This is a genomic window from Nocardia sp. NPDC058519, assembly GCF_042719755.1.
Taxonomy (GTDB): domain Bacteria; phylum Actinomycetota; class Actinomycetes; order Mycobacteriales; family Mycobacteriaceae; genus Nocardia.
The window spans coordinates 1-25596 of sequence record NZ_JBHXNK010000041.1 but is presented as its reverse complement, the minus strand read 5'-3'; the positions used below and the strand labels follow the sequence as shown (position 1 = coordinate 25596).

Annotated in this window: 23 protein-coding genes; 16 read left to right on the top strand and 7 right to left on the bottom strand. The window is 68.0% G+C overall.

The window, feature by feature from the left end:
- The first annotated feature begins 113 nt into the window (after positions 1–113).
- Entirely contained in the window at positions 114–662 is a 549-nt protein-coding gene (locus tag ACFWPK_RS31095) for a hypothetical protein (RefSeq protein ID WP_378921854.1), read from the top strand.
- On the opposite strand, the gene ACFWPK_RS31090 is transcribed toward ACFWPK_RS31095, so the two are convergent.
- Positions 663–1634 carry a DUF2157 domain-containing protein gene (locus ACFWPK_RS31090; RefSeq protein WP_378921852.1) on the bottom strand — a complete coding sequence of 324 codons (972 nt, stop codon included), beginning with the start codon at positions 1632–1634 and terminating at the stop codon, positions 663–665. It lies immediately after the preceding gene.
- A 136-nt stretch (positions 1635–1770) separates the two neighbouring features.
- Between ACFWPK_RS31090 and icmF the strand changes: the two genes are divergently transcribed.
- From icmF to ACFWPK_RS31075, 3 genes are read left to right on the top strand one after another with little or no spacing between them, the layout of a single operon-like run.
- Entirely contained in the window at positions 1771–4980 is a 3210-nt protein-coding gene (gene icmF, locus ACFWPK_RS31085) for a fused isobutyryl-CoA mutase/GTPase IcmF (RefSeq protein ID WP_378921850.1), read from the top strand.
- A 45-nt stretch (positions 4981–5025) separates the two neighbouring features.
- Positions 5026–6129 (top strand): amidohydrolase family protein, encoded by a 1104-nt coding sequence (locus tag ACFWPK_RS31080; RefSeq protein WP_378921849.1) that lies wholly within the window; start codon positions 5026–5028, stop codon positions 6127–6129.
- Between the two features lie 52 nt (positions 6130–6181).
- Entirely contained in the window at positions 6182–6589 is a 408-nt protein-coding gene (locus ACFWPK_RS31075; protein WP_378921847.1) for a DUF3224 domain-containing protein, read from the top strand.
- A gap of 1 nt (position 6590) precedes the next feature.
- Here ACFWPK_RS31075 and ACFWPK_RS31070 read toward each other — a convergent pair whose 3' ends face one another.
- Both ACFWPK_RS31070 and ACFWPK_RS31065 read right to left on the bottom strand, forming a co-directional pair.
- Positions 6591–7340: an SWIM zinc finger family protein gene (locus ACFWPK_RS31070; protein ID WP_378921845.1), complete on the bottom strand. Its 750-nt coding sequence runs from the start codon at positions 7338–7340 to the stop codon at positions 6591–6593.
- The gene (locus ACFWPK_RS31065) at positions 7340–10135 is read right to left on the bottom strand and encodes an SNF2-related protein (RefSeq protein ID WP_378921904.1); all 2796 of its coding nucleotides are present in this window, start codon (positions 10133–10135) and stop codon (positions 7340–7342) included. The genes ACFWPK_RS31070 and ACFWPK_RS31065 overlap by 1 nt, the downstream gene beginning before the upstream one ends.
- 199 nt (positions 10136–10334) lie before the next feature.
- Here ACFWPK_RS31065 and ACFWPK_RS31060 point away from each other — a divergent pair, with 199 nt between their 5' ends.
- Complete coding sequence (locus ACFWPK_RS31060) at positions 10335–10697, top strand: hypothetical protein (protein ID WP_378921843.1); 363 nt, start codon at positions 10335–10337, stop codon at positions 10695–10697.
- A 68-nt stretch (positions 10698–10765) separates the two neighbouring features.
- Positions 10766–11452 (top strand): HNH endonuclease family protein, encoded by a 687-nt coding sequence (locus ACFWPK_RS31055; protein ID WP_378921842.1) that lies wholly within the window; start codon positions 10766–10768, stop codon positions 11450–11452.
- A gap of 16 nt (positions 11453–11468) precedes the next feature.
- Here the strand turns inward: ACFWPK_RS31055 and ACFWPK_RS31050 are convergent, their stop codons facing one another.
- The gene (locus tag ACFWPK_RS31050) at positions 11469–12287 is read right to left on the bottom strand and encodes a sulfurtransferase (protein ID WP_378921841.1); all 819 of its coding nucleotides are present in this window, start codon (positions 12285–12287) and stop codon (positions 11469–11471) included.
- A 233-nt stretch (positions 12288–12520) separates the two neighbouring features.
- On the opposite strand from ACFWPK_RS31050, the gene ACFWPK_RS31045 reads away from it, so the two are divergent.
- Entirely contained in the window at positions 12521–13762 is a 1242-nt protein-coding gene (locus ACFWPK_RS31045; protein ID WP_378921840.1) for a benzoate/H(+) symporter BenE family transporter, read from the top strand.
- Here ACFWPK_RS31045 and ACFWPK_RS31040 read toward each other — a convergent pair.
- A complete protein-coding gene (locus tag ACFWPK_RS31040) occupies positions 13733–14227 on the bottom strand; it encodes an Lrp/AsnC family transcriptional regulator (RefSeq protein ID WP_378921839.1) in 495 nt (164 codons plus the stop codon). The genes ACFWPK_RS31045 and ACFWPK_RS31040 overlap by 30 nt on opposite strands.
- A 171-nt stretch (positions 14228–14398) precedes the next feature.
- On the opposite strand from ACFWPK_RS31040, the gene pdhA reads away from it, so the two are divergent.
- The 7 genes from pdhA (at position 14399) to ACFWPK_RS31005 (ending at position 21491) form a co-directional block, all read left to right on the top strand.
- Positions 14399–15481, top strand: a complete 1083-nt coding sequence (gene pdhA, locus ACFWPK_RS31035) for a pyruvate dehydrogenase (acetyl-transferring) E1 component subunit alpha (RefSeq protein ID WP_378921838.1) — start codon at positions 14399–14401, stop codon at positions 15479–15481.
- Entirely contained in the window at positions 15478–16452 is a 975-nt protein-coding gene (locus tag ACFWPK_RS31030) for an alpha-ketoacid dehydrogenase subunit beta (protein ID WP_378921836.1), read from the top strand. The genes pdhA and ACFWPK_RS31030 overlap by 4 nt, the downstream gene beginning before the upstream one ends.
- A 38-nt stretch (positions 16453–16490) precedes the next feature.
- Positions 16491–17825, top strand: a complete 1335-nt coding sequence (locus tag ACFWPK_RS31025; RefSeq protein ID WP_378921835.1) for a dihydrolipoamide acetyltransferase family protein — start codon at positions 16491–16493, stop codon at positions 17823–17825.
- A 71-nt stretch (positions 17826–17896) separates the two neighbouring features.
- Positions 17897–18670, top strand: coding sequence for a hypothetical protein (locus tag ACFWPK_RS31020; protein ID WP_378921834.1), 774 nt, complete (start codon positions 17897–17899; stop codon positions 18668–18670).
- An 86-nt stretch (positions 18671–18756) separates the two neighbouring features.
- Positions 18757–20124 carry a uracil-xanthine permease family protein gene (locus ACFWPK_RS31015; protein ID WP_378921833.1) on the top strand — a complete coding sequence of 456 codons (1368 nt, stop codon included), beginning with the start codon at positions 18757–18759 and terminating at the stop codon, positions 20122–20124.
- Positions 20125–20342: 218 nt separating this feature from the next.
- Entirely contained in the window at positions 20343–21146 is an 804-nt protein-coding gene (locus ACFWPK_RS31010) for an SDR family oxidoreductase (RefSeq protein WP_378921832.1), read from the top strand.
- 126 nt (positions 21147–21272) lie between these two features.
- A complete protein-coding gene (locus tag ACFWPK_RS31005; RefSeq protein ID WP_378921831.1) occupies positions 21273–21491 on the top strand; it encodes a hypothetical protein in 219 nt (72 codons plus the stop codon).
- Between the two features lie 66 nt (positions 21492–21557).
- Here ACFWPK_RS31005 and ACFWPK_RS31000 read toward each other — a convergent pair whose 3' ends face one another.
- Positions 21558–21974: an acyl-CoA thioesterase gene (locus tag ACFWPK_RS31000; RefSeq protein WP_378921830.1), complete on the bottom strand. Its 417-nt coding sequence runs from the start codon at positions 21972–21974 to the stop codon at positions 21558–21560.
- A gap of 7 nt (positions 21975–21981) precedes the next feature.
- Entirely contained in the window at positions 21982–22914 is a 933-nt protein-coding gene (locus ACFWPK_RS30995) for an AraC family transcriptional regulator (RefSeq protein ID WP_378921829.1), read from the bottom strand.
- A gap of 237 nt (positions 22915–23151) precedes the next feature.
- Between ACFWPK_RS30995 and ACFWPK_RS30990 the strand changes: the two genes are divergently transcribed.
- Together ACFWPK_RS30990 and ACFWPK_RS30985 are read left to right on the top strand one after the other, a co-directional pair.
- Positions 23152–23997 (top strand): NmrA family NAD(P)-binding protein, encoded by an 846-nt coding sequence (locus ACFWPK_RS30990; protein ID WP_378921828.1) that lies wholly within the window; start codon positions 23152–23154, stop codon positions 23995–23997.
- Between the two features lie 138 nt (positions 23998–24135).
- Entirely contained in the window at positions 24136–25428 is a 1293-nt protein-coding gene (locus ACFWPK_RS30985) for an MFS transporter (protein WP_378921827.1), read from the top strand.
- The last annotated feature ends 168 nt before the right edge of the window (positions 25429–25596 follow it).

Below are 25596 nucleotides of genomic sequence, written 5' to 3'. Positions count from 1 at the left end.
TGACGCGTACCTCCGGTCCTGCGCAACGGCCGACGAATGCGCGCTGCGCTGAAACTGTGGCACGCCGTCTGTGACGCATTCCACCGCGTCCGATTTGCGGCACAATCGTCGACATGGGCAGCGACCACTTCGTGCGGATCACCCGCCTGCGCGCACTGATCGACCACGAGAACACCGGCGAGGGCGAGCGCGCCACCGCGGAGCGCATGCTCGACAGGTTGCTCCGAAAATCGGTGGGTCACACCACTTCCGGTGCCCCCGACCGCGTCTACGGCTCGCGTCACCACCGTGCGGGCAGGCATGCGAGTACCGCGTCGATCGTCGAATCGGTCCGCGAGGACATCGCCTTCGCCCGCACGTTCGCCACCGCGGGCGCGCCCGGCGAGGTCACCGTCCACAGCCCCCTCGCCGCGGCTCCCGCCGAGCTCACCGTCGCCGTCACCACCCCGTTCGCCGACCAGATCGTCGTCACCATCACCGACATACCGCCGTCGTGGGGCTGGGAGCCCGACGAGTTCGACCGCATCACCGCCACCGAGGACCTACGCCGACTCGCCGACGAACTCGCCGAGATCATCGACAGCTACAACCACGACGGCTCCGACGTTGGCCCCAGATTCTTCCGCACGATCCGAGCCCAGGAAACAACACTGATCCGCTGATCAGACCCCGGGTCCTCGCTTCCTGCCGACCAGGACGACCACCCCGGCGGTGAGCACGAGGGCGCCGATCCCCAGCACCACACACGCGACGACCGGCCCACCAGCGGTGTAATCGGCCGCCACCTGCACCACCGCGACCGCGATCCCCGCCGCCCCACCGAGCACCAGCACGGCGTCGCGCCGAAGCGCGTACAGCACGAAGCAGAGCACCCCGATCAACGCGGTCAGGCCGGGCCGCCACAGCGATTCGCCGAACGTCACCGACTGCGCGCCGATCACCGCGATCACCCCGCCGAGTAGATATCCGGCCCATTCGGCCACCAGCAGGCGAGCCCATGCGAGTCCGAACCACAGCGCGCCGAACACCATCAGCGCGATCCCCTCCCACGGCGATCGGACATCGAACAGCTCCGAGGTCACGCTCAGGATGCTCGCGACACCGAAACCGGCCACGGCGACCATGCCGAACAAGCCCGGTACCAGCAGATACCCCAGCGCCGCGACGAGCAGTCCCGCGATCGATGCCGCGATCGCCGTTTCGTCGCCATCGTGCGCACCGAATGCCGTCGCCACCGCCCCCGCCGACGCTCCCGCCGCCAGCACGAGCAGCACAGAGGCCAACCGCACCCGCCCGGCTGACGCGATCGGCACCCGCCGGAACACCCCCGCGCACCCACCGGCCAACGCCACCGCTCCCCACATCGCACACCCGGCCACCACCACCAGCAACACCACCCGCCCCGACTGCGCCACCTGTGCCCACGCCTTGTCGACGAACAACCCCAGACCGGCGGCCACCAGTCCGGCCCCGACGTACGCCACGATCTCGGCGGCCACCCGTCCCCCGCTCGGGCGAGCGGCCCGCTCCTGCTCGTCGACCGCCCGCAGCACCGCGCCCCGCTGCTCCCCACTGATCACCCCGGACGCCACCAGCCGCTCCAGCGCCACGTCCACCCGATGCTCGCGAACCATCCGTCGAGTATGTCGACCCGCGGCGGCGATTCCGCCGAAACCTGGGTGGGCGTTTTGGCGGCGGAGTGATGCTGTTCACACTAGAATTACTTTGATGTCCTAGTATCGGGCGCTCTACTACATGGCGGAGGCAGTCATGAGCCTGCACGTTCCTGTGAATCCGGTGCGGTTCGTGACCTCGGCGGCCCTATTCGACGGACACGACGCGGCGATCAACATCATGCGGCGGATTCTGCAGGCCCAGGGCGCCGAGGTGATCCATCTCGGGCACAACCGATCGGTGCGCGAGATCGTCGACGCGGTGATCGAGGAGGACGTGCAGGGCGTCGCGGTCAGCTCGTATCAGGGCGGGCACATCGAGTTCTTCGAATACCTGGCGCAGGCTTTGCGCGAGGCGGGGGCGGGTGATGTGCGGATCTTCGGCGGGGGCGGCGGGGTGATCGTCGCCGAGGAGATCGAGCGGCTCGCCGCGAGCGGCGTTCGGATCTTCTCCCCCGAGGACGGTCAGCGCCTCGGCCTGCCCGGCATGATCAACGAACTGATCCAGCTCTGCGATATCGACCCGGCGCGAACCGCCCCCGACCTCGACGCGCTCTACACCGGCGACCGAAACGCGCTGGCGCGCACCATCACCTGCTTGCAACAGGGTGCGCTGCCGACCGCCGACCGAGCCGCGATCGTGGCAGCGGCGGCCAAGCGACGCGTCCCCGTGCTCGGCATCACCGGCACCGGCGGCTCCGGAAAGTCTTCCCTCACCGATGAATTGGTACGCAGACTCCGCACCGACCAGCAGGACAAGCTGCGCATCGCCGTACTCGCGGTCGACCCGACCCGCAGGCGAGCAGGCGGCGCCCTGCTCGGTGACCGCATCCGGATGAACGCCCTCGACGGCGATCACGTGTACTTCCGTTCGCTGGCCACCCGCGGCAATCACGAACTGCCCGACGATATCGACACCATGGTCGCCGCCTGCCGGGCCGCCGGTTACGACCTGGTCGTCCTCGAGACCCCCGGCATCGGCCAGGGTGACGCGGGCATCGTCGACCACGTCGATGTGGCGCTGTATGTGATGACGCCGGAGTTCGGCGCCGCCTCCCAGCTCGAGAAGATCGACATGCTCGACTACGCCGACGTCGTCGCGATCAACAAGTACGAACGCCGTGGCGCGGCAGACGCGGTCCGCGATGTGGCGCGCCAATTGATCCGCAACCGTGCGGAATTCGGCGCAAGCCCCGCTGACATGCCCGTCTTCGGTACCAGCGCCGCGACTTTCGACGACGACGGCGTCACGGCGCTGTACCAGCACCTCACCGGCCTGCTCACCGAACACGGCCTGACGCTCGAACCCGGCGCGCTGCCCCGCGTCGACACCTCGGTCTCCACCCGCTTCGCCCAGCTCGTGCCCCCGTCGCGGGTCCGCTACCTGGCAGACATCGCCGACACGGTGCGCGGCTACCACGCCGATACGCAGCGCGAAGCCGCTGCGGCCCAGCGGATTCAACGGCTGGCGCTGGTCCACGACGAACTCCCCGACGACGCGGCGGTCGCCGACCTGCTCACTCGGGCCCGCCCGACGCTGTCGGCGGACTCGACCACAGCGCTGGCCGAATGGCCGACGGTCGCCGAGAGCTATCGCGGCGACGAACAGGTGGTCCGCATCCGCGATCGCGAACTGCGCACGCCCCTGCGCCGCGAGTCCCTTTCCGGCACAAGCATTCCCCGCGTCTCGCTCCCCCGCTACACCGACGACGGCGAACTCCTGCGCTTCCTGCGCGCCGAGAACCTCCCCGGCCGATTCCCGTTCACCGCGGGCGTTTTCCCCTTCAAACGCGAGAACGAGGACCCCGCCAGAATGTTCGCGGGCGAGGGCGATCCGGCCCGTACCAATCGTCGTTTCAAGGTCCTCAGCGCCCACGCCGAGGCCACCCGCCTGTCCACCGCATTCGACTCGGTCACCCTCTACGGCCACGATCCCGCCGAGCGTCCCGATATCTACGGCAAGGTGGGCACCTCGGGCGTCTCGGTGGCCACCATCGAGGACATGCGCACCCTGTTCGGCGGTTTCGACCTCGGCGCCCCGACCACCTCGGTCTCGATGACCATCAACGGCCCCGCCCCGACCATCCTCGCCTTCTTCCTCAATGCCGCTCTCGACCAAGCGCTGCAACGCTTCTCCGAGAGCGAAGGCCGCGAGCCGACGTCCGGGGAAGCCGCCGAGATCCGGGCACGCACGCTGTCGACCGTGCGCGGCACCGTGCAGGCCGACATCCTCAAGGAGGATCAGGGCCAGAACACCTGCCTGTTCTCCACCGAGTTCAGCCTGCGCATGATGGCCGATGTGCAGGAATGGTTCGTGCGCAACGACGTCCGGAATTTCTATTCGGTCTCGATTTCGGGATATCACATCGCCGAGGCGGGCGCGAACCCTATCAGTCAGCTCGCCTTCACCCTCGCCAACGGATTCACCTATGTGGAGACCTATCTCGCGCGCGGGCTGGCGATCGACGACTTCGCCCCGAATCTGTCGTTCTTCTTCTCCAATGGCATGGACCCCGAATACACGGTGATCGGCCGGGTTGCCCGGCGGATCTGGGCGATCGCGATGCGCGACCGGTACGGCGCGGGTGAACGCGCCCAGAAACTCAAGTACCACGTGCAGACTTCGGGTCGCTCGCTGCACGCACAGGAAATGCAGTTCAACGACATTCGCACCACCCTGCAGGCGCTGATCGCCGTCTACGACAATTGCAACAGCCTGCACACCAACGCTTTCGACGAGGCGGTGACCACCCCCACCGAGGACTCGGTGCGCCGCGCACTGGCGATTCAGCTCATCATCGCCAAAGAATGGGGGCTGGCCGTGAACGAGAATCCGCTACAGGGCAGTTTCATCGTCGACGAACTCACCGATCTCGTCGAGGAAGCGGTGCTCGTCGAATTCGAGCGGATCAGCGAACGCGGCGGGGTGCTCGGCGCCATGGAGACCGGCTACCAGCGCGGTCGCATCCAGGACGAGTCCATGCGCTATGAGCAGCGCAAACATGACGGATCGCTGCCGATCGTCGGGGTGAACACCTTCCGCGGCCGCGACGACGACACCGCGCACGCACCGCTGGAATTGGCCCGCGGCACCGAAACCGAACGCCGCTCCCAACTGGACCGGCTGCACAGTTTCCAGACCGAACACAGCGAACAATCCCATCGCGCGCTGGCCCGGCTCACCGAGGTCGCCCACACCGACGGCAATATTTTCGATGTGCTCATGGACGCGGCGCGGGTATGCACGTTGCAGCAGGTCACCGATGCCTTCTTCGCGGTGGGAGGGCAGTATCGGCGCACAGTTTGAGCAGCGTAATCCGTCGCTCTCCGCCGCAGGCGTGTGACAATCGCCGTGAGCTTTGCCAGCGGCGGCGACGGGACGCACAGCATGGATCTGACCGACTTCGACATCATCGATGCCCATATTCACCAGTGGGATCCACATGCCACGCCACGCGCGTTCAGCAAGCTGGCGAAACTGATGCGCTATCTGCCTGTGCCGGTCGATATCGCGGCACGGCTGGCCCCGCGCCGTGACCGCGAATTCGTCGGCGCCCCCAGCGCCTACCTGAAGCCCTATCTGCCTGCCGACTATCGCGACGACCTGGGAAACACGCCGGTCGAATCGGTCGTGGAAATAGAGGCGCAATGGACGGGCTGGAAGCCCGACGAGACGCGGTGGGTGGCGAGCCTGCCCTTCGGCGTCGACACGCCCGCCTTGGCCACGATCATCGGCTCGGCCGACCCCGCCGCCGGAGACTTCGGTGCGGTGCTCGACGCGCATCAATCCGCGTCGCCGCTGTTGCACGGCATCCGGGCGATGGTCGCCTACCACCCGGATCCCGCCGTGAAGTCGTACGTCGCGCACGACGGCGCGCTCACCTCCCCGGCCTTCCTGAACGGCTTCGGACAGCTCGCCGAGCGGGGGCTCTCGTTCGACGCGTGGGTGTATTCGGGGCAGCTCCCCGAGGTGACGGCGCTGGCCGAACGGTTTCCCGAGGTGCCGATCGTGCTCGATCACCTGGGGACGCCGGCGGGGATCTTCGGGCCGGTCGGCAAGAACACCGGGCACACCGCCAGGCAGCGCGAGGTCGTTTTCGATCGGTGGCGTGAAGACCTGACCGATCTGGCCGCGCAGCCGAACGTGGTGGCCAAGGTGAGCGGGCTGATGATGCCGGTGCTCGGGCATCCGATACCGCCACGCGACTCCCCGACGCCCGTGCCCGCGCTGCTCGGGCGGGTGGGTCCGCTGCTGGCGCACGCGCTGGCGGTCTTCGGTGCCGACCGGCTGATCTGGGGGTCCAACTTTCCGGTCGACAAGCCGATCACCAGCCTGGGTGGCGCAGCCGAGACGGTGGCCACCGGTCTGAGCGACGCGGGTGCGAGCACCGACGACCTGCGGAAGGTGTTCGGCGGCAATGCCATCCGGTTCTACCGGATCGAGCCGACCGCGTGAATCGCCACCCCGCTCGCCGGTTTCTGTCGGTGGGCGGGTTTAACATCGGCGCATGAAAGCCATCGGCACCTTCGAGGTCACCGCGTTCGATCCCACCGAGCTGACGCCGCAGCCGCCCATCGTCACCGGGATGCCGGTCGGCGTCTCGACCATGACGAAGGCTTACGCGGGCGAGATCGAAGGGCTCTCGGCCACGTTGTTCACCGCCGCCTTCGACATGAACACCGGTGCGGGCACCTACCTCGCGATGGAGTCGTTCGAGGGTGCGCTCAACGGTAAGGCCGGTGCGTTCAACTTCGTCCACTCGGCCACCACCGGCGGTACCGACCGCACCGCCGAGTTCTTCCACATCGTCCCCGCCAGCGGCACCGGGGAGCTCACCGGCATCACCGGAACCGGCGCCTTGTACGTGGATACCGAAGGCGGACATCACATCTGGTTCGAGTACGAGCTGGACTGACTCAGCTGTCGAATTCGGTATAGAGCGAGCGTAATTCGCGTAGTCCGGTTGCCGCGGTCGGCTCGTCCTCGGTGGACATCCGAAGCGCGCGACGCAGTGGTATCGCGTCGAGGTCCTCGATGACCGCGTGGAATTCGATGCGGGGCAGCTCCGGCAGGACCAGTTCGTCGCCGTAGGGGTCATCGGAATCGGCGGTGCGCGCGGACTTCTCGACGCCGCCGATGAGGGTGTCGAGGTCGAGTCCGCGCAGGGTGAGGATCTCGCTGGGCTGTTCGTCGAGGCGCTCGGCGAGCAGGTAGCAGACCGCGGCGACGTGCTTGCACGGCCAGCCCATGTCCGGGCAGCTACAGGTGAAGTCCAGTTCCGAGGCGGTGGTCGGTAGCAGGTGCGGACCGAGGGCCGGTGGGAGCGCGCCCGAGGCGATCTCGGCGAGCATGCCGGGCGCCTGTCTGATCTCGGCGAGCAACAGGTCGATTTCCTCTTCGCGCAGCGGCCGGATCGACAGCACCGAGGTGAACGGGCTGGGCTGGCTGCCCTGCACCTCCGCGGTCACCGCGCCGCGTTCGATCCGGTAGTTCACCACCTGCCCGACCCTGGCGTAGGTGCGTCCGCGCGAGAGCCTGCCCGCGTCGGCCACCTGCTCCACCGCGTCGAGCAGCGCCTTGCCCCACCAGGTCCGCCCGAAACCGCCGCGGGCCTGAGCGCCGCCGCGGACCGGTTTACGCGGACCGAACTGGCTGAAGTCGGCCATCAGTCACCCACCGCCTCGGCGCCGAGAGTGAACAGCTCGCGCAGTTCGTCGGTGCTCATCTCGGTGATCCAGTTCTCCCCCGCACCGACGGCCAGATCGGCCAATTGCTTTTTCCCGTTGATCATCTCGTCGATCCGCTCCTCGATGGTGTCGACGCACACCAGCTTGCGGACCTGCACCGCGCGCTGCTGGCCGATCCGGAACGCGCGGTCGGTGGCCTGGTTCTCCACCGCGGGATTCCACCAGCGGTCCAGGTGGATCACGTGATTGGCGGCGGTGAGGTTGAGGCCGGTGCCGCCCGCCTTGAGCGAGAGCAACATCAGCGGCGGGCCGTTCCCGCCCTGGAAACCGGTCACCATGTCGTCGCGTCGCTGCTTGGCCACACCACCGTGCAGGAACGGGATCGGAGTGCCGAACCGTTCGGTGAGGTAGGGCAGGATCAGGTCGCCGAATTCGCGGAACTGGGTGAAGAGCAGCGCTTTCTCACCATCGGCGAGCACCGCGTCGAGCACGTCCTCGACCAGGGCCAGCTTGCCGGAGCGATGCCCGCCGCGGCGCAGGATCGGCGAACCGTCGCCCAGATAGTGCGCGGGGTGGTTACAGACCTGCTTGAGCCTGGTCAGCGCGCCGAGCACAGCGCCCTTGCGCGCCATGCCTTTCGCGTCTTTGAGTTTCTCCAGCATGTCGTCGACAACGGCCTGGTAGAGGGCGGCCTGCTCGACGGTGAGGTTGGCCCGCACCGTCATCTCCAGCTTCTCTGGCAGGTCGCTGATCACCGTCGGATCGGTTTTCAGCCTGCGCAGCACGAACGGATCGGTGATCAAGCGCAGTCGGTCGATGGCTTGCTGGTCGCGTTCGCGTTCGATCGGCACCGCGAACTTGGCGCGGAACGATTGCGGGCTGCCGAGCAGTTTCGGCATGGCGAAGTCGAACAGGGCGCGCAGTTCTTCCAGACGGTTCTCCACCGGAGTTCCGGTGAGCGCCAATCGATGTCGAGCGGTGAGGGCCCTGGCCGCACGCGCCTGCCTGGTCACCGCGTTCTTGATGTGCTGCGCTTCGTCGAGCACGATCCGCTCCCACCGCTGTTCACTCAGCAGGGTGACGTCGCGGGCGAGCAGTGCGTAGGTGGTGATCACGAGGTCCGAATCAGCCACCGCCGCGGCGAATTCCGCACCGACGAGCCGTCCGGGGCCGTGGTGCACGAGCACGCGCAGGTCAGGCGCGAACCGCTGCGTTTCCCGCTGCCAGTTACCGACCACCGACATCGGACACACCAGCAACGTCGGTCCGGTCCCCGGCTCGACTTCTCGCTCGTGGACCAGGAGCGCCAGCACCTGCACGGTCTTGCCCAGACCCATATCGTCGGCGAGGATCGCGCCGCAGTTCAACCGGCTCATCGTGGCCAGCCAGCTCAGACCGCGCTCCTGGTAGGGCCGGAGCTGGGCTTTCAGGCCGACCGGCACCGGAACCGGCTCGGGCTCGCTCTCCCTGGCGAACAATTCGGCCGCCCAGCCGTCGGCGGTGACCTCGGTGACCGGGACATTGTCGACCCGCTCTGCGGCGAGTTCACCGATCATGTCGGCCAAGGTGATCGGGCTGTCGTCGGCGTGCTGCGCCACATAGCGGGCGGCCGCGGCCAGTGCGCGATGGTCGGCCTGCACCCACTCGCCGCGCAACTGGACCAGGTCCGATTTACTGCTGATCAGCCGCGCCATCTCGGCCGGGGTGAGCACCAGATCGCCGAGCGCCAATTCCCAGCGGTAGGAGAGCAGTCCGCTGAGGCCGACCGTGGATTCGGCGGCGGCGGGGCTGCTCACCCGCAACCGCATACTCGGTTCGGCGATGTTCCAGGCGCGTGGCAGGAGCAGTCGAATTCCGGCTTCCTGCAGGGCATGCGCACCGTGGGCCACCAGGTCGGCGACCACCTCGGTGGGGAGCAGCAGGTCGAGGCCGCGCGGATCGGTGGGCAGGTCACGCAGACGCGGATAGGCCTTGCGCGCCTGGCCGAGTTTCTCCGCCGCCGTCCGCACGAGCACCGGATCATCGTCGAAGACAACAGGTTTGGGTGCGTCGTCGACCGGGCGCAGGCACACCTGTAGCCGCCACAGCGCCACCGATTCGTCGGTGGTGCCGAATTCGCCGTCGGGTTCGCACAGGCGAAGCACGAGTTCCGGTTCGTCGGCGGCGTAGCCTTCCCGCCACTGCGACAGGGTTTCGGACAGGCGGTAGGAGCCGACGTCCAGCGGGGTATCGGCGACGAGCGCGGCCAGCAGCGGGTGCGTCATCGTGCGATGCGCGAGGTATTCGCGGGCGATCGGGTCGGTGAGATGGGTGCACAGGTCATCGAGCACGGCGGAGGGCGACCCGGCGACCCGCAGCGCCGATGGCATCGCGGCAGCCAGCTCGGCCAGCCACGCCCGTTGACGTTGTCCGCCGACCAGCCGCCAGCGCACCCACCATTGACCGTCGGCCCGCTCGAGCTGGGGCACCACGCGCCCGGCCCGCACCCACCGTTCGATGCCGCGCGCGACATGGGCGAGGAACCGCAGATCGCCGGAGATGTTCTCGCGGGGCAGCCGGCTGCGCAGCACAACGGCCGCCGTCGGTGGCGCGAGCGCGTGCGCGCGCACCTCGGCGGTCCCGGACTGCCCCGCGGCATCGACGACGAACACCTGGGCACGGTGCCGGAACCTGGCGCGGTCCAAGATGTCGCCGAGCACCGACCCCACGGCGACCGGCTCCGCGTCGTGCCACAGCAGTAGGCCCGATTCGGGGGACCACAGACCGTGCAGCATGGGCTCCATCAAAGCAGGCGGCATCGACACCGATCCCGGCCGCCATCCCCCTGGATTTCTCGCCGCAACGGGACCATAATTAAATAACCCCTGGTCACGGGCCAGAATACCCACCGGCGACAACTCCATACTCACCCAGGCGAACCGGACGGATCCGGTTCGGCCGATGACCCCCTTGTAATTCGTGCGGAGGGCAGCGATGACGATTCTGCTCCAGGTTCTCGAGCAGAGCTACACACCCAACACCCCATGGGAACGGCGCAAATTCACCTTCATCGACACCACGAAAATCCTCGGCATGCGACTGGACGGCCAAGCAGGCGTCTGGCTCGATCTGTCGCGGCCGGGCGAATCCCAGCGCCTGGCCCACACCATCGACCCTCGGGAATCCATCACCTTCCTGCTCACCGTCTTCGCCAAGATCGCCGAATGCGAAGACCGTGGCGGTTCCTGGCTGGTCGGCCACGACGGCAGCCGTGTCTCCTCGATCGCCGCGACGCGCTTCCCGCCGATCGCCAGCGAACTGGCCGCCGACGACTTGCTGGCCCGAGCCTGGTTATAGGCCGGTATCGCACGCAGTTCTGACCCATCGGCGGTTGTTGTCGGTACCACCGGCTACAACCTGCAGGTATGGGGAAACTGGCGTGCTTGCTGGTAGTGGTGCTCGCGATTGCCGGGTGCGGGGTGATCGGGCCGGATGAGCCGGTCGTTCCCGCACCGGGCAGTCCGGCGCGTGCCGAGGTCATCGCCCTGCTCGACACAGTGCGCGTCGTTGCCTCGCGCCCTCGGCCGGGCGGCTACGAACGTGGCTGCAAAGCGGGCCAGGCCTGCGTCTTCGGCCCGGCATGGACCGACGATTCCGACGCGCCAGGCAGCCACGACGGCTGCGACACCCGCAACAACGTCCTTGCCGTGCAGTTGCGCGAGGTCGTGCATCGCGGGCGCTGCGTGGTCGTGGCGGGAGTCCTCACCGACCCCTACACCGCCACCGATATCCCCTTCAGCAAGTCCGACGGCGGCCGCATCCAGATCGACCATGTCTATCCCCTGGCCGCCGCCTGGGACATGGGTGCCGCCACCTGGCACCCCGACAAGCGCCGCCGCTTCGCCAACGACCTCGCGGTCAATCTCCTGGCCACCGGCGCGTCCACAAACCAGTCCAAAGGCGACGACACCCCGTCCGGATGGCTGCCACCCGCGCGGCCCAACCACTGCTTCTACGCGGCGAAGTACCTCACCGTCGCGGTCGACTACGACCTACCGATCACCGCCGCCGACAACGCCACCCTGCACGACATCGCCCGTAGCTGTCCGTGAGAACCGAGGACAGCGCTCACTCTCCGGTCGCAACGACCCGCTTCGGGTCGCTCGACCACTGCGAGTACGAGCCCGGGTAGAGGGCGGCGTCGATGCCCGCGACAGCGAGGGCCGCGATCTGGTGGGCGGCGGTGACGCCGGATCCGCAGTACACCGCGACCTGACCTTCGCCGAAGCCTGCGAAGCGCGCACGCAGGTCTTCGACGCTCCGGAAATGCCCCGTGCCATCGAGGTTCTCGGCAGTGGGTGCGCTCACCGCGCCGGGGATGTGCCCGGGACGCGGGTCGACCGGTTCGACCTCGCCGCGATACCGCTCGCCGGCACGCGCGTCGAGCAGCACGCCCGGCCATTTCGCGGCGGCGTCGGCGTCGATCACCGGCAGCCCGCCGGGACGTACCACGAGGTCACCTGCGACCGGATCCGCTTCGGCGCCGGTCGCGAGTTCCCCACCGGCCGCGATCCAGGCGGGCAGCCCGCCGTCGAGGATGCGCACGTTGTCCACACCTGCCCACCGCAGCAGCCACCACGCCCGCGCGGCGGCCATGGCGCCGGTCGCGTCGTAGACCACCACCGGATCCCCGGTGCTCAATCCCCAGCTGCGCGCACACTTCTCGAAGGTGCCGGGGTCGGGTAGCGGATGCCTGCCGCGGGCGGGCGCGGGCGCGCCTGCCAGCTCGGTCTCCAGGTCGACGAACACCGCGCCCGGAATATGCCCGTCGAGATAGTGCTGCGGCCCATGGGGATCACCCAGCGCCCACCGCACATCGAGCAGATGAATCGCCTTGTCCGCCAGCTCTTCCCGAAGCTCCGCCGACGAGATCAACACCGCACCCACTACCACTCCTCCCAGCCTCCCCCCACCTGCGAAACCGTTCGGCGACACCCTACGCACCCGCCGCGAATCCCGGCACCCAACGGCGGGGACCGAGCTCGGCACATAGCACCTGCCGGGTCGGGACACACGCAGGCCGGTCGCAGAACTGGACCGAATATCAGCGCGTGTGAATCAGTCCACTTTCCCGGGACTGGCAGGCGACGACCACCGTTTCGTCGGGCAATATCTCCACAATGTCGCAGGTCTCCACCACTCCCCCCGATGTCGCCGGCAAACCGGCGGGCATCGCACAGCCGCTCGGTGCGGGTGCGATCACCGCGTTGGTCGGGTTCACCAGTTCGTTCGCGGTGGTGCTGAGTGGGTTGCGGGCAGTGGGGGCGAGTCCGGCGCAGGCCGCGTCGGGGTTGCTGGTGCTGTGTTTCACGCAGGGGATCGGCATTCTGCTGCTGAGTTTCCGGTATCGGATCCCGATCACACTGGCCTGGTCGACCCCCGGCGCCGCGCTGCTGGCGAGCACCGGACTGGTGGCCGGTGGCTGGCCGGGTGCGGTCGCGGCTTTCGCGATCACCGGTGTGCTGATCGTGATCACCGGCCTCTGGCAGCGGCTCGGCTCGCTGGTCGCCGCGATCCCGGTACCGATCGCCCAGGCGATGCTGGCCGGGGTCCTCGTCCCGCTGTGTCTGGCCCCGGTGCAGGCGCTGCGCACCTCGCCCGCCGTGGTCGTCCCGGTCATCGTGGTGTGGCTGGTCCTGCAACGGTTCGCACCCAAATGGGCCGTGCTCGTCGCCTTCGCCACGGCGGCTGTCGGTACGGGCATCGACATCGTCGTGAACAACCGGCACCTGGAATTGTCCGCCATGGTTCCGACGGTGGAATGGACTGCGCCCCAATGGCATTGGCAGGCCATTGTCGGCATCGCCGTGCCGCTCTACATCGTCACCATGGCCTCCCAGAACATCCCCGGCGTCGCGGTGATGCGCTCGTTCGACTTCCAGGTCCCGTGGCGCCCGGCCATGCTCGTCACCGGGATCGGCACCGTCATCGGCGCCGCGGCAGGTGGCCACGCGATCAACCTCGCCGCCATCAGCGCCGCCTTGGCCGCCGCCCCCACCGCGAGCCCAGACCCCAAGCGACGCTGGATCGCCGCGGCCACCGCGGGCGCCGCCTATCTCGTCCTCGGCCTCGCCTCCGCCGCCCTGGTCACCCTCATCGCCGCCGCCCCCGCGGGCACCATCGAAACCGTCGCGGGCCTTGCCCTCCTCGCCGCCCTCGCCGCCGCCCTGACCGGCGCCCTCAGCGACCCCACCCACCGCATGGCGGCCCTGGTCACCTTCCTCGTAGCCGCCTCCGGCACCACCCTCTTCGGTATCGGCGGCGCCTTCTGGGCCCTCGTGGCCGGCCTAGTCGTCCGACGCTTCCTGCCCTCTGACAGTCCAGCGGCTACGTCAGTTCGGGCCGGCCAGCCGGTCGAGTAGCGGGCCGGTGCGCGGGCCGACCAACTCGCGCATGACCAGGGCCATATTGGTGCGCTCCACGCCGGGGATCTTCAGGATCGCGCCCGCGATGCGGTAGAGGTCGTCGGCGTCACGGGCGACTATGCGCACGGTGAGGTCGGTGGCGCCGGTCATGCCGCAGACCTCGGTGACCTCGGCGACATCGGCCAGTTCGTCCACCACGGCGTCGAGTCGGTGCTGGTCGACCACCACCGCGACGAAGGCTGCCAGCGGATAGCCGAGGGCGCGGGGTTCCACCCGGCGTTCGAAACTGCCGAGCACCCCACCGCTGTCCCACCGGGCCAGCCGCGCCTGCACAGTGTTGCGCGACAGGCCGAGGCGCGCCGCGAGCTCCACCCCCGTGGCGCGCGGGTTGGCGATCAGTTCGCGCAGTAGCCGCGCATCGGTGGCGTCGAGTGTCACGGCGTCGGGTTCGCGACTGGTCATACAACGCAGTATGACAGCGCTGGACTGGATCAGACCATGCATTCTGCTCATCAGCGCGTGTAACGCTTGCGCACACCGCGTAATCGTGGATGCTGAGTGATACACATCGCACTCAGCGGAGTGGCGTACCTGCACCGGCTCACAAGGCACGGCGGCGAGGAGGCGATCACGATGTCGCAGAAGCAGACCTACCCGGTCCAGTTGATTCAGCCCGACGGCCGTCGGGTGTTCGACAAGGAGCACGGCGCGCTGGTCGCCGATGTCGATGCCGAGCGGTTGCGGCGGTTGTATCGGGACATGGTCCTCACCCGCCGTATCGATGTCGAAGCGACCGCGTTGCAGCGCCAAGGCCAGCTCGGATTGTGGCCGCCGCTGCTCGGTCAGGAGGCCGCGCAGGTCGGCTCGGCGCACGCACTGCACCCCGACGACTACGTGTTCTGCTCCTACCGCGAAACCGCCGTCGCCTTCTGCCGCGGCGTGCCGCCCGAGCAGCTCACCGCCCTGTGGCGCGGCGTCTCCCACCACTGCTGGGACCCCGGCGAGGTCAATATGACCAATGCCAATATCGTCGTCGGCTCCCAGGGCCTGCACGCCACCGGGTACGCCTTCGCCGCCCACCTCGACGGCGCCGATATCGCGACCGTCACCTATTTCGGCGACGGCGCGACGAGCCAGGGCGATATCGCCGAGGCACTCGGATTCGCCGCGGCATGGAGCGCGCCGGTCGTGTTCTTCTGCCAGAACAATCAGTGGGCGATCAGCGAACCGGTCTCCGTGCAGAGCAAATTCCCGCTGGTACGCCGTGCCGACGGATACGGGATTCCTGGCGTGCAGGTCGACGGCAACGATGTGCTCGCCGTCCTGGCCGTCACCCGCCAAGCCGTCGAACGCGCCCGTACCGGCGGCGGCCCCACCTTCATCGAAGCGATGACCTACCGGATGGGCCCGCACACCACCGCCGACGACCCGGCCCGCTACCGGACCGCCGCCGACACCGAGTACTGGGGACAGCGCGACCCCATCGAACGCGTGCGTCTGCTCCTCGAGCACGAGGGCCACCTCTCCCCCGAATTCGCGCGACAGGTCACCGACGAGGCCGACGATGTCGCCCGCCGCCTGCGCACCGCGACGATCGAGATGCCCGACCCCGATCCCGAGCGGATGTTCGACAACGTCTACGCGACCGAACACCCACTGATGACCGAAGAGCGCCAACAGTTCTCGGCCTACCTCGCCGAAGGAGCGCAGTCATGATCACCACCTTCGCCGCCGCCCTCAACACCGGCCTGCGCAATGCGATGGAAGACGACGCCAAGGTCGTCTTGCTCGGCGAGGACATCGGCAGGCTCGGTGGTGTGTTCCGCGTGACCGACACCCTGCAGAAGGATTTCGGCGACAACCGCGTCATCGACACGCCGCTGGCCGAATCCGGCATCGTCGGAACGGCTTTCGGGATGGCGTTGCGCGGATACCGGCCCGTGGTGGAGATCCAGTTCGACGGTTTCGTCTATCCGGCGTTCGACCAGATCGTTTCCCAGGTAGCCAAGATCCACAACCGTACCGGCGGAAAAGTCAAGGCCCCGTTGACGATCCGCATCCCGTTCGGCGGCGGCATCGGCGCGGTGGAACACCATTCGGAATCACCGGAGGTGTATTTCGCGCACACCGCGGGCCTTCGCGTTGTCTCACCGAGTACCCCCGCCGACGCGTATTCGATGATTCGCCAGGCCATCGCACTGGACGATCCGGTCATCTTCTTCGAGCCGAAACGTCGCTATTGGGACAAAGCCGACGTAGATTTCGAAGGCGAACCGGATCTGCCACTGCACAAGGCCAGGGTCTGCACTCGCGGCGTCGATGCCACCGTCGTCGCCTATGGCGGCACCGTCGCCACCGCGCTGACCGCGGCGAAAATCGCTGGCGAGGAAGGACATTCGCTCGAGGTGATCGACCTGCGCAGTCTCTCGCCGATCGACGTCGACACGATCGCCGAATCGGTGGACAAGACCGGCAGGCTGATCGTCGTGCACGAGGCGCCCGTGTTCGCCGGGCTCGGCGCCGAGATCGCCGCCCGCGTCACCGAACGCTGCTTCTATCACCTGGAGGCGCCGGTGCTGCGCGTCGGTGGCTACGACATCCCCTACCCCCCGGCTAAGCTCGAAAAGCACCACCTGCCCGACCCCGACCGCATTCTGGCGGCGGTCGACCGCTGCCTTTCCGCCTGATCCCGCAGGGTCGGCGGCGGTAGCTTGCCAACAGAGCGATGAAAGGTGCCCTCGTGCCGGAACCAGCCGCCACCGACGACGGTCATGTTCTCGAATTCCGCCTCCCCGACCTGGGCGAAGGTCTGGCCGACGGCGACCTGGTGTCCTGGGCCGTCGCGGTCGGCGACACGGTGGAACTGAACCAGACCATCGCCGAGGTGGAGACCGCGAAGGCGGTGGTCGCGCTGCCGTCACCGTTCTCCGGGATCGTGGTCGAACTGCTGGCTCAGCCCGGCGACACCGTGCCGGTCGGCGCGCCGCTGATCCGGGTGCGCAACGACCTCGAGGTAACGGCACCGCCGGCCGCGGAGCCGCGCACGAACGTGCTGGTAGGCTACGGGCCCGAAGCCGAATCTACCTCGCGGAGAGGGAAATCCACGCCGTCGATGGCCGCGAGCACGCCGAGCACCCACCGCACCGCCGCGACCCCCGCGGCACGCAAACTGGCCAAGGAACTCGGCATCGACCTGTGGTTCGTCGCGGGTTCGGGGCCCGAGGGCGCGGTCACCGTCGAAGACGTGCGCTCGGCCGTGCCGGTGACCCAGCCGCGCACCCCCGCCCGCGTCGGTGACATCGCGCCGACGCCGTCGAACGGCCACGTCACCGACGCCGACGGCCTCATCGAGCCGACCGCCCGCGAAGAACGCACCCCCATCGCGGGCATCCGCAAGCGCACGGCCGCCGCGATGCAGGCCAGTTCGCGCACGATCCCGCAGGCCAGCACCTTCGTCACCGTCGACTGCACGGCCTCGATGGAACTGCTCGACCACCTGCGCACCACCAAATCCTTCGAAGGTCTCACCCTCACCCCGCTGGCCCTGGTCGCCAAGGCGACGCTGGCGGCGATCGCGGAGTACCCGGGGATCAATACCGCCTGGGACGAGCAGAACCAGGAAATCGTCACCAAGCACTACGTGAACCTGGGGATCGCGGTCGCCTCCGACCGCGGCCTGATGGTGCCCAATCTCAAGGAAGCGCAGTCGCTGAGCCTGCGCGACCTGTGCCGCGAGATCAGCTGGGCGGCCGATACGGCCCGCTCCGGCAACGCCACCCCCAACGACCTGCGCGGCGGCACCTTCACCCTCACCAATGTCGGGGTATTCGGCGTCGACTCCGGCGTCCCCCTGGTGAATCCGGGTGAGGCCGCGATCCTGTGCATCGGCTCGATTCGCAAGCGCCCGTGGGTATTCCGTGACGAACTGGCGGTCCGCTGGGTCACCACCCTCGGTCTCAGCTTCGACCACCGCATGATCGACGGCGAACTCGGCGCCCGCTTCCTCGCCACCACCGCCGGATTCCTGGAGGACCCCCTGACCCTGCTCAGCCGCATCTGAGCGCGCGTCGGGACCCGGCCGTATAGTTCGGGCCGGTGTGCGTCCGACCGGACTGCGCACCGTGCGAACGAATGTCGGCAGGTGTATCCGAGGAAAATGGGGGCGTCGTGGGGTATCCGTATGGGCCGCAACAAGGTCAGGGCTATCCGCCCGGTGGGCAGCAGGGTTATCAGCCCGGCGGATATCCGGCTCCCGGGCCAGGTGGACCCGGCTACGGCACTCCCGGTCACGGCACTCCTGGCTACGGCGCTCCCGGTCACGGCACGCCTGGGTACGGCGGACCTGGTTACGGCGCTCCCGGCCACGGCAATCCGCAGTACGGCATTCCCGGCTACGGCGCTCCGCAGGGTGCGGTCAGCGGTGCCACTGGGATCCTCGCCGCCGTTCTCGCCCTTGTGCTTTCGCTGATTTCCCTGGCCGGGGCGGTCGTCAGTTACAACTCGCCGCTCGCGACGGAATGCACCGGCAAGCTCGTCCAGCTACCGGACGGCACCTTCGCGTGTTCGAGCACCTCCCTCACTCCGTTGGTAACGACCTTCCTGGTGATCGGCGCCATCATCGGCGTGCTGCTGCTCACCGGCTCGATCCTGCTGTTCCTTCGTAAGACTGCGGGCCGCGTGATCGTCATCGTCGTGTCGACGCTCAGTGCGCTCGGCGGCGTCGCTTCCCTCGTGTCCATGGCCGATGCTCCCGTGACTTCGGACGCGGGTATGACTATCTCCGGAGTCCAAGCCGCCGTCGCGATCTTGATGTTGGTCTTGGCAGCGGCACCGTCGACCGGACGCTGGATTCGGGCAGCACAGCGGCGACCGGACTACCCGCAGGGCAATTACCAGCGGTATTGAACCGATCCGAGCGATATATCCGACCCGCAACGCCGACGAAACACGGCGCGCACTCACGGTAAAGAACGGGGACTACAACCTGTTACATGAGTGAGGCGCATCCCGTCGACACCAGGCTGCCGTTCGCCCGGCAATTGGCTTTCGGCATCCAGCACGTCCTGATCATGTACACCGGCTGTATCACCGTGCCGCTGGTGTTCGGCGCGGCCGCGGGGCTCGACCGGTCGACGATCGGACTGTTGATCAGTGCTGATCTGCTGGTCGCGGGCATCATCACGCTGGTGCAGAGCCTCGGTGTGGGCAAGCTGGCCGGTGCCCGGCTGCCGATCGTTTGTGGTGCCACCTTCGTCGGGCTCAACCCGATGATCCTGATCGCCGAGGAGTACGGGCTCGATGCCGTGTACGGGTCCATGCTGATCGGTGGCGTGGTCGGTGTCGCGCTGGCGTGGCCGTTCGCGCGGGTGGTGCGGTTCTTCCCGCCGCTGGTCACCGGGACCGTGCTGACCGTGGTCGGTGTGTCGCTGATCGGGGTCGCCGGGGGCCTGATCATCGGGACCGATCCGAAGTCGCCGAGCTTTGCCTCGCCGTCGAATATCGGACTCGCCGCCGTGGTGGTGCTGATCGCGGTCGGGTTCGTCTGCCTCGGCCGCGGCGTGTGGTCGCAGCTCGGTGTGCTGATCGCGCTGGTCGCGGGCATCGTGATCGCGCTGCCGATGGGTTTGATCACCACCGCGGGGGTCGGTACCGCGGACTGGATCGGTATCCCGCAACCGTTCCACTTCGGGTCACCGCAGTTCCCGGTGACCGCGGTGGTGGCGATGAGCATCGTGATGGCCGTGGTGTTCGCCGAGTCGACCGCGAGCATGCTGGCGATCAGCGAGATCACCGGCAAGCCGCTCGGCAAGGGCGATCTCGCGCGCGGGCTGGTCGGCGACGGCCTGTCGGGCGTGCTCGGCGGCATCTTCACCGCGTTCGTCGACACGATCTTCAATCAGAACGTCGGCGCGGTCTCCACAACCAGGGTCTACAGCCGGTATGTGACCGCGGTGAGCGGCGCGATCCTGGTGCTGCTCGGGCTGGTGCCACGCATCGGCGAGGTGGTCGCGGTGATTCCGAAGCCGGTGGTCGGCGGGGTCGGTCTGGTGCTGTTCGCGACCGTCGCGGTCGTCGGTGTCACCACGTTGCTCAAAGCCGATCTGACGGACCGGGTCAACGCGACCGTCGCCGCCACCGCGATCGGCATCGGACTGCTGCCGGTCTTCACCAAGGACATGTTCGACAAGTTCCCTACCTCGGCGCAGATCCTCCTCGACAGCGGTGTCACCCTCGGCGCGGCCACCGCGTTCCTGCTGAACCTGGTCTTCAACCACACCCGCCTTGGCACCGTCGCGCGCGGCTCCACACCACCGCCGGCTTCTCTGCCCACCACCCCGCAACCTGCCGCCGCGATCTGATCGAGCCGATAGAACCTCGCGGCCTGCGCCACATTCCCAGCCCCGCACATCCCGACCTCGAGGAGGGATCGCCGACGAAGTCGGCGGTTCGCGCCCGTCCCGTCGATCAGGTGCCGTTGCGTAGTCGACGAAGGAGCAAGCAACGGTGCCTGATCGACTCCGACCACCGGGGGCGCGAACTCGAGCGCGCCAGCGCTCCAAAAATATAAGCTGCGGGGATGGAAATAGCAGGCAAGGTCGCGATCGTCACCGGCGCGGGTGCGGGTATCGGTGCCGCACTCGCTGATCGTCTCGTCGCCGGTGACGCGCGGGTTGTCGTCGCCGATCTCGATGCGGACAGCGTGGCGAAGGTGGCGGCCGACCTCGGCGACCATGCGATAGCGGTCGGTGGCGATGTGGCCGATGAGCAGGTCGTGGCGGAGTTGATCGCCACCGCCGAGCGCGAATTCGGCCCGGTAGACCTGTATTTCGCGAATGCGGGCATCGGCGGCGGCGCCGGTCTCGACAGCACCGAGGCGCAGTGGGCGAGCACCATCGACGTCAACGTCATGGCTCACGTGCGGGCCGCGAAACTGCTCGTTCCCGGCTGGCTCGAGCGTGGCAGCGGCTATTTCGTCTCCACCGCGTCCGCCGCGGGCCTGCTCACCCAAATCGGTTCTGCCCCTTACTCGGTGACCAAACACGCGGCGGTCGGTTTCGCCGAATGGCTCTCGGTTACCTACGGCGACAAGGGTATTCGCGTGAGTTGCCTGTGTCCGATGGGTGTGGACACCCAACTGCTCACCGAGGCGCTCATCCCCGACAACCCGGAAGCAGCCGCGCTGGCGATCAAAGCCGTGAAGACGGCGGGCGCGGTGCTCTCCCCCGAGGAAGTCGCCGACACCGTCGTCGAGGCGATGGCCGCCGAGCACTTCCTGATCCTGCCGCACCCGGAGGTACTGCAGATGTACCGCAACAAGGGTTCCGACTACGACCGGTGGATTTCCGGCATGCGCCGGTTCCAGACCATGCTGCGCGCGTGAACACCGGACGGTACGCACGAAAAAATTCGGCGAGGTAGCGGCGAGATCGCTCGATTCCTGCCACGATGGTCGGTAGCCGCCGGTCACGATCCGCTGACCGGCGGAGGTCTACGCGGAGATCCGGCGATGGCACACCTGATGTATTTCAAGAAGGTTCGCGACGAACTCACCGAGGTCGAGTACGTCTGGGGGCCGAGCCGGGACGAACTCGACTCGTCGGTGGTGATCGACAAAACCACCTTCGCCGCCCTCCCCGGGCCACCGGGCTACTCGCCGGCGGGCCAGATCATCCTGCGCGCCCGCCGTGGCAGCGAATGGCCCGAGGTAGGGGTCATAGCCTCCTGAGCGCAATACCGCGACGGGCTCCACAGCAGCTGATGACCCGAGGTCGGCGTCATCAGCTCCTGAGCACTACTCGGTGACGAGCTCTGCCGCCGCCGTGCGCACTACCTCGGGGATCGCCACCGGTTTGCGGGTGTCCGCGTCGACATAGACGTGGACGAATTCGCCGGTCGCGGCGAGCTCGAGACCGGCGTCGCCCTCGCGGAAGATCGCCAGATCGTAGGTGATGCTGGAGTTTCCGAGGCGGGCGATGCGGAGCCCGACCTGCAGCTGGTCGGGGAAGCTGACCGACCCGTGGAACCGGCACGAGGTCTGCGCGACGACGCCGAGGGCGGGCAGGTCGGTGATATCGGTGCCGGTGGCGCGCATCAGCCAGGCGTTCACGGCGGTGTCGAAGAAGGAGTAGTAGGTCACGTTGTTCACGTGGCCGTACTGGTCGTTGTCGGCCCACCGGGTCGGCATCGGCCACAGGACGGGATAGCTCATCGGGCCATCATGCCGCGCTCCCCTGCCGGTGATCGCGCGGGCTCACCCCGAAGTGCCGTTTGAAGGCGGTGCTGAGCGCGAACGCGCTCCCGTATCCCACCTGATGAGCGATGGATTCCACCGTCGCATCGGATTCGGCGAGCAGATCGGCCGCGAGCGAGAGCCGCCATTCGGTCAGGAAACTCATCGGCGGTTCGCCCACCAGCTCGGTGAATCGGCGGGCCAGCGCGGCCCGCGACATGCCGACCGCCTCGGCCAACGCGACCACCGTCCACGGATGCGCCGGATTGTGCTGGAGCAGGCGAAGGGCCTTGCCGACCAGCGGGTCGCTGTAGGCGTGGTACCAGGCAGGGGCGTCGTCGCGGGCGAACCAGGCGCGCAGCGCGGCGATGAGCAGCAGGTCGAGCAGGCGGTCGAGGACGGCGGTTTGCGCGGGCAGGTCCTTGGTCGCCTCGTCGACGAGCAGGTCGAGCAGCCGAGTATCGAGCTCACCGCGCGGCAGCACCGCGACCCGCGGCAGCGCGCGCAGCAACCGTCTGCTCACCGCGCCCGCCGATTCGTAGGTTCCGGTGACCATCAGTGTCTCACCGTCGGGATCGGTGCCCCACTGCCGCACACCGAGACTCAGTGTCTCGCAAAGAATTTCGCCATCGGGCGTCGTGGTGACCTGACCCGGCTGGATGACGATCTGGGGTTCGGTCGCCGGATCGTCGGCCACCGTATACGGCTGCGGCCCACGGAAAACCGCGACGTCGCCCGCGCCGAGTTGCCGCGGCGGCATCGAATCCGTACTGACCCAAGCCTTTCCGCGGATCATCGCGAGCACCGTGAGCGGGGCTTCATCCTGCACGCGCAGTGACCACGGCGGGGTCAGCAGCGAACACATGAGGAACGCACCGCGGGCGCGTGGACCTTCGAGCAGACCGGCTAACGCATCCACTGTTCCGCCTCTCCGCGTCTTTTGGCCAGGCCACGTGCCACTATTGCTTCGTCGGCGGCCGGCGGGATATCGGCCACAAAGTCAGCTGTGGTCGACGAGTTACCCATGTACCCACGAAATACTGGGGCACGCTCGGCAAAAGATCACCGTCACACCCGAATCCACAATAGACGACTACGCATGTTCGTGAGCGGCACGACGATGTTGCCGCGGCCCGCGCGACGGTGTACTTATCTCATGACAAACACCGCTTCTCACCAGCAGCTTTCCCTCATCACCGGCGCTACGGGCAAGACCGGCAGCCGGGTGGCGGCCGTCCTCGAGGCGGCCGGACAACAGGTCCGCCGTGGCTCTCGCACCGCCGCGATCCCCTTCGACTGGACCGACCGCGAGACCTGGGCACCCGCGCTCGCCGGGGTCGACTCCGTCTATCTCGCCTTCCAGCCCGACCTCGCCGTCCCCGGCGCCCCGGACATCATCCGCGCGTTCACCGCCGCCGCCCGATCCGCCGGCGCGCGCTCGGTGGTGCTGCTGTCCGGTCGCGGCGAACCCGAGGCATTGGAATGCGAAGAGATCGTGCGGGATTCGGGCCTGAGCTGGACCATCGTGCGCTGCGCCTTCTTCGCCCACAACTTCAGCGAGGGCGCCTTCGTCGACGACGTACTCGCCGGTGCGGTGGCGCTGCCCAACGGCGATGTGCCGGAGCCGTTCGTGCACCTCGACGATATCGCCGAGGTGGCGGCGGCCGCGCTCACCGACCCGCGCCACGCGGGTCAGCTCTACGAGCTCACCGGCCCACGCGCCCTGACCTTCGCCGACGCGGTCGGCGAGATCGCCGCGGCCACCGGTCGCGAGATCGCCTTCATCCCCGTGTCCCGGCCGGAATTCGTTGCGGCCCTGAGTGAATACCAGGTTCCCGATGACGTGATCAGCCTGCTCGACTACCTCTTCGGCACCATCCTCGACGGCCGCAATTCCGCCACCGCCGATGGCGTCCGCCGCGCCCTCGGCCGCGAAGCCCGCGATTTCACCGACTACGCGAAGGAGACCGCCGCCACCGGAGCATGGACACCCACGCAGTAGCAGTCGGCCGGTCGATCACCAGGCAATGGCGCAAGCATCGCCCGAAAGGCGATCCGCACCATCGCCTGGTGATCTTGACATGCCAGGTGCACCGCGATCAGCGGCGAGGCCGGAGTCCTGCCCGGTACCGTCGAAGCGGTGAGTTCAGTGACGATCGACCGCGGACTTCGGCCGGCCAGGGCCGCGGTGTTCGCGGCTTTCACACTGAACGGGGTTCTGCTGGCCATGTGGGTGGTCCACATTCCGGCGATCACCGACCGGACCGGGGTGTCGCCCTCGACGCTCAGTGTGCTCGTGCTGTTGATGGCGGGCGCCGCGCTCGTCGGTATGCGGCTCGCGGGCCCGGCCGCCGACCGGTTCGGCAGCCGCACGCTGGTCGCCTTGGCGGCATCGGCCATTTCTGTGACCGTCCTCGGCCCGGGACTGGCGACCGATCCGGTCACCTTGGCGATTGCCCTGGCCTGCTTCGGGTTCGGTATGGGCGCCCTCGACGTGTCGATGAACACCCAGGCGGTGCTCGTGGAACGCGCGTACCGCCGACCGATCATGTCCTCGTTCCATGCGATGTTCTCGGCGGGCGCGTTCGCCGGTTCTCTGGTGGGCGCGGCCGCCCAGCACGCGGGGTGGGCGACGCAGCTGACGCTGCTCTGCGCCGGGATCGGCGGACTGTGCATCACCGCGGTACTGGTGCCGCACTTGCTCGGCCCCAGCCGACCCGAATCACCCTCGCTGCCAGAGCATTACGACAGTGCCGATGCGCAGCCCGTTGACAGCGCGAGCCAGGATGCGACAGCCGACTCGGCTCGGCTCCGCACCGACCAGCGCAGCCAACGACGCCGGCGAACACAGAAGGTGTTCTCACTCGGGTGCATCGCGTTCGTGCTCCTTCTCGCCGAGGGTGTGGCGGCCGACTGGAGTGCGCTGCAGGTACGCGAACACCTCGACACCTCCGAGGCGGCTGCCGCCCTCGCTTTCGGCGCCTTCTCCGCCACCATGACCCTCGGTCGATTCATCGCCGATCGGGTGAGCGCCGCCATCGGCCCGGTAGCGATCGTCCGCTACGGAAGTTTGCTCGCCGCAGCGGGATTCGCAGTAGTGATCGCCTCGCCTTGGCTCCCGCTCACCCTCCTCGGCTGGGCGATGTGCGGACTCGGCCTTGCGGGCGGTGTCCCCCAAATCTTCTCCACCGCAGGCAATCTCGGCGGCACCACAGCCGCAACAGACATGTCCCGCGTCTTCACCATCGGCTACCTCGGCCTACTAGCAGGCCCCGCGATGATCGGCTGGCTCACCGCCCTGATCCCCCTCACCGCCGCACTCACGATCCCCCTGATCCTCACCCTCACCTGCGCAGCCGCCGCCAACATCGTCACCCCAGCCCGCAGCACTACCGCACAACCAGCCACACTCCACACCCCAAATCCGCCATGACCGCCCTCCTGGCCACACCGTGCACCCCAGGTCCGCCATGACCGCACTCCCAACCCCCGCACTCCCGACCCTTAGGGAGGGACGGCCACGAAGTGGCCGGTCCGCGGCCGGGTCGCCGGTTAGGCGCCGCGGAGATGCGACGAAGGAGCGATTCCGCGGCGCCTAACC

Bases quoted from the DNA above. Each gene is read 5' to 3' on its own strand.
- ACFWPK_RS31025 (WP_378921835.1), top strand. From the start codon at position 16,491: ATGAAAGGTGCCCTCGTGCCGGAACCAGCCGCCACCGACGACGGTCAT.
- ACFWPK_RS31055 (WP_378921842.1), top strand. From the start codon at position 10,766: ATGGGGAAACTGGCGTGCTTGCTGGTAGTGGTGCTCGCGATTGCCGGG.
- ACFWPK_RS30990 (WP_378921828.1), top strand. From the start codon at position 23,152: ATGACAAACACCGCTTCTCACCAGCAGCTTTCCCTCATCACCGGCGCT.
- ACFWPK_RS31075 (WP_378921847.1), top strand. From the start codon at position 6,182: ATGAAAGCCATCGGCACCTTCGAGGTCACCGCGTTCGATCCCACCGAG.
- ACFWPK_RS31090 (WP_378921852.1), bottom strand. From the start codon at position 1,634: ATGGTTCGCGAGCATCGGGTGGACGTGGCGCTGGAGCGGCTGGTGGCG.
- ACFWPK_RS31000 (WP_378921830.1), bottom strand. From the start codon at position 21,974: ATGAGCTATCCCGTCCTGTGGCCGATGCCGACCCGGTGGGCCGACAAC.
- ACFWPK_RS31015 (WP_378921833.1), top strand. From the start codon at position 18,757: ATGAGTGAGGCGCATCCCGTCGACACCAGGCTGCCGTTCGCCCGGCAA.
- ACFWPK_RS31045 (WP_378921840.1), top strand. From the start codon at position 12,521: ATGTCGCAGGTCTCCACCACTCCCCCCGATGTCGCCGGCAAACCGGCG.
- ACFWPK_RS31065 (WP_378921904.1), bottom strand. From the start codon at position 10,135: ATGCTGCACGGTCTGTGGTCCCCCGAATCGGGCCTACTGCTGTGGCAC.
- pdhA (WP_378921838.1), top strand. From the start codon at position 14,399: ATGTCGCAGAAGCAGACCTACCCGGTCCAGTTGATTCAGCCCGACGGC.
- ACFWPK_RS31030 (WP_378921836.1), top strand. From the start codon at position 15,478: ATGATCACCACCTTCGCCGCCGCCCTCAACACCGGCCTGCGCAATGCG.
- ACFWPK_RS31020 (WP_378921834.1), top strand. From the start codon at position 17,897: ATGTCGGCAGGTGTATCCGAGGAAAATGGGGGCGTCGTGGGGTATCCG.
- ACFWPK_RS31010 (WP_378921832.1), top strand. From the start codon at position 20,343: ATGGAAATAGCAGGCAAGGTCGCGATCGTCACCGGCGCGGGTGCGGGT.
- ACFWPK_RS31095 (WP_378921854.1), top strand. From the start codon at position 114: ATGGGCAGCGACCACTTCGTGCGGATCACCCGCCTGCGCGCACTGATC.
- ACFWPK_RS31040 (WP_378921839.1), bottom strand. From the start codon at position 14,227: ATGACCAGTCGCGAACCCGACGCCGTGACACTCGACGCCACCGATGCG.
- ACFWPK_RS31060 (WP_378921843.1), top strand. From the start codon at position 10,335: ATGACGATTCTGCTCCAGGTTCTCGAGCAGAGCTACACACCCAACACC.
- icmF (WP_378921850.1), top strand. From the start codon at position 1,771: ATGAGCCTGCACGTTCCTGTGAATCCGGTGCGGTTCGTGACCTCGGCG.
- ACFWPK_RS31005 (WP_378921831.1), top strand. From the start codon at position 21,273: ATGGCACACCTGATGTATTTCAAGAAGGTTCGCGACGAACTCACCGAG.
- ACFWPK_RS31070 (WP_378921845.1), bottom strand. From the start codon at position 7,340: ATGGCCGACTTCAGCCAGTTCGGTCCGCGTAAACCGGTCCGCGGCGGC.